The sequence below is a fragment of the Sphingomonas silueang genome, from assembly GCF_040049155.1.
GTDB lineage: Bacteria > Pseudomonadota > Alphaproteobacteria > Sphingomonadales > Sphingomonadaceae > Sphingomonas > Sphingomonas silueang.
Genome location: NZ_JBDZDK010000070.1, coordinates 1 through 4,786, shown reverse-complemented (window position 1 = coordinate 4,786; position 4,786 = coordinate 1). Strand labels below are relative to the sequence as shown.

At 59.1% G+C, this 4,786-nt stretch carries 4 protein-coding genes; 3 read left to right on the top strand and 1 reads right to left on the bottom strand.

Annotation, left to right across the window (positions count from 1 at the left end; all coding sequences use genetic code 11):
• The first annotated feature begins 221 nt into the window (after positions 1–221).
• Positions 222–1,121: a hypothetical protein gene (locus tag ABLE43_RS23000; protein ID WP_348980269.1), complete on the top strand. Its 900-nt coding sequence runs from the start codon at positions 222–224 to the stop codon at positions 1,119–1,121.
• A 290-nt stretch (positions 1,122–1,411) separates the two neighbouring features.
• Entirely contained in the window at positions 1,412–1,918 is a 507-nt protein-coding gene (locus tag ABLE43_RS22995) for a hypothetical protein (RefSeq protein WP_348980268.1), read from the top strand.
• A gap of 147 nt (positions 1,919–2,065) precedes the next feature.
• Here the strand turns inward: ABLE43_RS22995 and ABLE43_RS22990 are convergent, their stop codons facing one another.
• On the bottom strand, positions 2,066–2,845 hold the full coding sequence (locus tag ABLE43_RS22990; RefSeq protein ID WP_348980267.1) for a hypothetical protein: 780 nt from the start codon (positions 2,843–2,845) through the stop codon (positions 2,066–2,068).
• Positions 2,846–3,160: 315 nt separating this feature from the next.
• Between ABLE43_RS22990 and ABLE43_RS22985 the strand changes: the two genes are divergently transcribed.
• On the top strand, positions 3,161–4,222 hold the full coding sequence (locus ABLE43_RS22985; RefSeq protein WP_348980266.1) for a S1 family peptidase: 1,062 nt from the start codon (positions 3,161–3,163) through the stop codon (positions 4,220–4,222).
• The last annotated feature ends 564 nt before the right edge of the window (positions 4,223–4,786 follow it).

Here is a 4,786-nt window from a genome sequence, read left to right as displayed (position 1 = left end):
GGGTCGCCGGCGACTGGCCCGCCACCCGCTGGGACGAGCTGATGCCGTGGAACTGGGTGCCCCAGACAGATCAGCCAACAGCCCAAGCCGCATAAACTGCGGTCCTCACGCCACGCTTACGATCGCCTACGGCTCCGACGAGTAGCAGCCGCTGGCGGCCTGAATCCATTGCCGCTCGCGCATCGAGACAGCTGGAAGACTCACCAACACGGACCTGCATTATGGTATTGGACAAGCGCTACACGACTATTGGCATGGTGGCCTTCATCGACCTCCTCGGTTTCTCCGAGCGTGTGAAGGCTATCACCAAGATCGAACATCTCAAGTCTATCGAGCGCGATGTGCGGCGGACCCAGGCTTGGTTTGATCATCGCACTAAGGACGAGGTATTGAAGACGTCGCACAAGCTGAAGCGCAAGAAGGTGTTGGCCTTCTCCGATTGTCTCGTCCTCACCATTCCCGCGTTCTCGGAACTGGCCGAGCATGAGGGCGACTTCGATGTCCTCATGGAAGAGATTCCGACCATCGCTCGCGCCCAGGCACTGTGCGTGACTAACGGCATTTTTTTGCGCGGTGGTATCAGCTTCGGTCTGTGGCACAAGCGTGGGGACCGCATCGTCAGCCCTGCCATGGTCGAGGCCTATGAGGCCGAGGGCGCCGCAGTCGTGCCGATGATCGCGATCGCCGAGACGATGCTGAAGCACTTCAAGGAGCATCCGCATCGCGACTTCTACAGCAAGGATTCGGACCCCTTCCGCCGCTATTTTCGATACTATGATAATTTGCCCGCGCCACCGGGAGAAACCAGGTCAGCGTGGGTCATCGACTATTTACCACTCTGCCTTGGCGAGCTGGACTGGATCCCGGATCATGCCGACATGCCAGCATATCTCGCGGCTGATCCGGAGACGCGCGCACGGATCCAGTCCGAGGCCTATGACCGAAATGTCCGGCACGCGATCGAGGTCCATCGCCAGGCGATCGTCAGCGCCCACGCGGCCGCCGGCGTTCCAAAGGTGCGTGCCAAATATGCGTGGCTGGCGCACTATCATGATGACGCGGTTGGACGGTTCTGGCCCGGCGTGCCGTCGGGGTATCTGATCGGCGCGCTCTCGATCTGATCGGCTCAGCCAGCCTGCAAAGCGCAGTCGCGTGCGGATTGCCGAGTAACCTGCTTTGGTCGGTAGCTGCCCGCCCCCAGACCCAAACCCGGCCGTTCACGCTGCAAATTCGGTTTCCCAACTCCGGTCACTTATTCATGTCAGTTGAACCGCATTTTGCGAACCTTCGAAGCCGATCCGGGAACGGCTTGCGTTGTGGATTGCGGATAAGCAGGTTTTGGGTGAAGGAGTTGAATAGCTGGCGCACTTGATCTTGGCGGTGGCGCTGCCATGCTCACTCGATGGTAGCGGTGTCCGCCTTCGAGCATCTCTCTCGAGCCACGCACATGGTCTCTCGGCACGTTGCGGACGTGCATGACAGGCATGTCGAGAACCTACAAACGGGTGCCAGCACCATCGATGTGAACGGCCTGCGAACCTGCTCGATGGCGATCACAATCATCGCCGTGGGCGTGATCGGAACCTTCGAAGGGATGCTACAGCGCCACTTCGGATGGGCCGACGCCTACCCCGAACTCGACAAGACGCTTAAAAGCGCGGGGCGTGCCGACTTGGCAGATCGACTTCTCGACTATCGGCTGGCGGTGAATGTGCTCAAGCACGGCGAGGGCCGCAGCTACGAAAAATTACTCGATCGTCGGGCATTGTTGCCGTTCGCCATTAAGGGCAAGGGCGAGGCGTTCCTCGAGGAAGGCGACGTCTCAGAAGTCGGCGGCTTGGTTGACACACGTGGGCCTTTTGTCGACCAGTGCATAGAGATCATCAACGAAATCAGGGACGTGCTTGGGGTGGCATGACTCAAAATGACCGTGCTCGTGGGCAGGGCACCGCTAGAAAAGCGCGCGACCGCGCCTTGGTTGAGCGCCAAGGAGGGGTACCTTTCCGCCAGTTCGCCACTGGTGGGCAGTGATGAGCAGGCCTTCTTGAACGTGGTTGTAGGCGTGTCAGGCAATGGGAAATTTGGAACCCGCTGCGCGGCTGCCTACTATCGATATGTCTGGTCCGGCCTGTCGATCATCACTGGGCTGTCCCATTTCCTCGCAGTAGTCGAACCAACGTTTTCCAAGTCGATTGACGAAGCTAACCAACTCGTCGTCGTTCTCGTCAGCGTATAATGGGATCCAGAGCACACGAGCGTATTCGTCGCCGGGAATGACGACGTAGTGATTGGTCAGGTATATCAGCGCACGGATTGAGGAACATGATCCGTTCAAAATACGCCCCAGCGTGGCTAAAATAAAGCGCGGAGGCAGCTCCTTCAGGCCATCATTGATGATCAACAAGATGCCCTTGTAGTCCTGGTACCCAAAAATGGTCTTAGTGGTTTTGATCTGGGTATTCGCCTTTTTGGCAATTCTCGCGAGAGGTGGACGATATAAATCCATGAAGCTTTTGAGATAATCGGCCGTTACGAACGGGTCTAGGTCGAGCGGCGTCTTCCCGTGCTTCGCATACATACGCCTATTTAAAACCGTCATCTTCTCGCGGAACTGAACCGTGTTCCCCACCTCTGTTTCAAGCGTTTTCAGTTCGATGAGGATTTTGTCGCGTTCAAAGATGTAATCCGCGTTCTGAACCTTCGGGTTGGGATGCAGCGTATTAAATCGACAACCTCCGAAACCCTCAACAAATCTGTCGAAATTGGGCTCGTCGGCGCAACCTCTGAACTGCGCAAGGTCACCTTCATTGAACCACTCAACGCCGTGCTCGTCTATCTTTGGCACCCCCACCTCCGTCGTCGATACAAATAAGGCTGTCAGCGGTTAGCATGAAAGTCGCTAAGGTCAGCAATTAGGTCGGGGGTAGTCGGGCCGCTTAGCGGCAGTGACGACCCAGTTATGGACGTTCAGTGCCCTTCCTGCGCCTCCCAACCAGCCATCCACTCATTGGTTCGCGATTAAACTTAAGCGCCGTCGGAATGGCGAAACTTGGGACTTTTCTGCCGCTCGCCAGCGACGTTTCGGATGGCGGATATGGCCAAGAGCCGCTATTCGCTCCCGTGGAGCGCATTACGCTGTAATATTTGAAGCCGATCGCTGATGGCCGCCGAAAAAAGCCCGTATCACGAGATCTACCTCCGCGCCGCTGGCGCCGTCGCCTTCGTCGCAGTCGAAACAGCCGACGGACAGCCGGGCCTTGGATCCTGCTTCCATATCGGCGACGGCATCTTCATCACCGCCCGTCACGTCGTCGAGGACGTGACGATCAAAGAGATCGCCACCACCAAGTCGGCGCGGCTCGCCGAAGAGGCGGGCGGCGGCACCGTCGCGCCCCGGTATCTGCGGATTGTCGACGGCCCGCATTATGGCGATGACGATCTCGACATCGCCGTCTTCAAGGTCGACCTGACAGGCGCCGCGCTGCCGAAAATCGCAGTCAGCGGGCATGTCGAATATGATCTCGACGAACACGATCTTATCCTGTCCGATCTGGTCATCATCGGCTACCCGCGCGTGCCCATGACCAGGGTGCCGGTGCAGGTCGCCACCATCGGCCAGATCAACGCCGTGGCCCGTCTCTGGCACTCGCGCGCCAGCCGCTTCATCGCCTCGACCATGGCACGCGGCGGATTCAGCGGTGGCGTTGCGCTCGACCGGAACGGCAGGGCGATCGCGCTTGTGACCGAAAGCCTTGGCGAGGGCGGATCGCTGGTGGAGACGGGCTATACCAGCTTGCTGTCGATCTCGACCGCCGTTGATCTCGCTGTCGAGAAATACGGCTTCAGCGTGCATGGGACAGGTCCCGGCCGCTACGATCAAGAGATGCTGGTCGGTTTCCGCTTCCAGCGGCCAGAAACCCAGACGCTCAGCTCCTACGCCTATGACGCTGAAGTCTTCGTCTACGACGATGATCGCGATGTCTTCGTGCAGTTCACCTGTGACAGCGAGGAGGCGCTAGAGGCGGCGATTGCCGCGTTTGCGGCGGTCACGCCGCTCTGCCCCGAAGAGGAGGGCGCACCGGATAAAGGCATTTTCCTCCCCGCCGCCAACCCGCCAGCCCGGCTCCTCGTGGCGGCCGCAGAGGCGGCGCGTGATGCGCTGGTGGCGGCGGGCTACAAGGAATTCTTAGCCGAACGATCCAAGTGGCAGCTGAAGACCTAGCACGACGGTAACAGCCAGGGCGCATGGTCGGTGACCTGCTCCCCGCAAATCATGCCATTGGTAATATCCGACTCTGAAGATATAGACGAACGGCAGATTCCGGGCTCGTGGCGGGTCAGACGCAGCGACCGCTTTTAGGGCACAAAGGCGACCGGAAGGTCGGCGCGATCCGATGCCGGGTTTAAGAAGAGCCGCCGCTGACATCGACGACGCTGAATGTCTTGAACTGGTCGACGCCTGCCGCGGCGGCAAGGACCCACACGCGGACATTCCGGTACAAAGCTCCGTTCCCGGCTTCCGACATTTGTTCATCGGAAAATATGTGGCGAACACTCCATACAGCTAGAGTCAGGACCCATTGATGTGAGCGTCGCGATCTGATTCAGGCTCCGGGAGGAGACCGGGATGAGCGATCTTTTTTGGCTGACAGACGAGCAGATCGGTAAGCGTGGCCTGAGGGCCGCCTTGCCCGTTTGGCCGTAGCCGGGATGCTTATCGTCTTTGACGAGGGCGCGGGCGGTGCGGGAAGTTTTCGGTTCTGAGACTGGTCGTACGAGCGCTCGT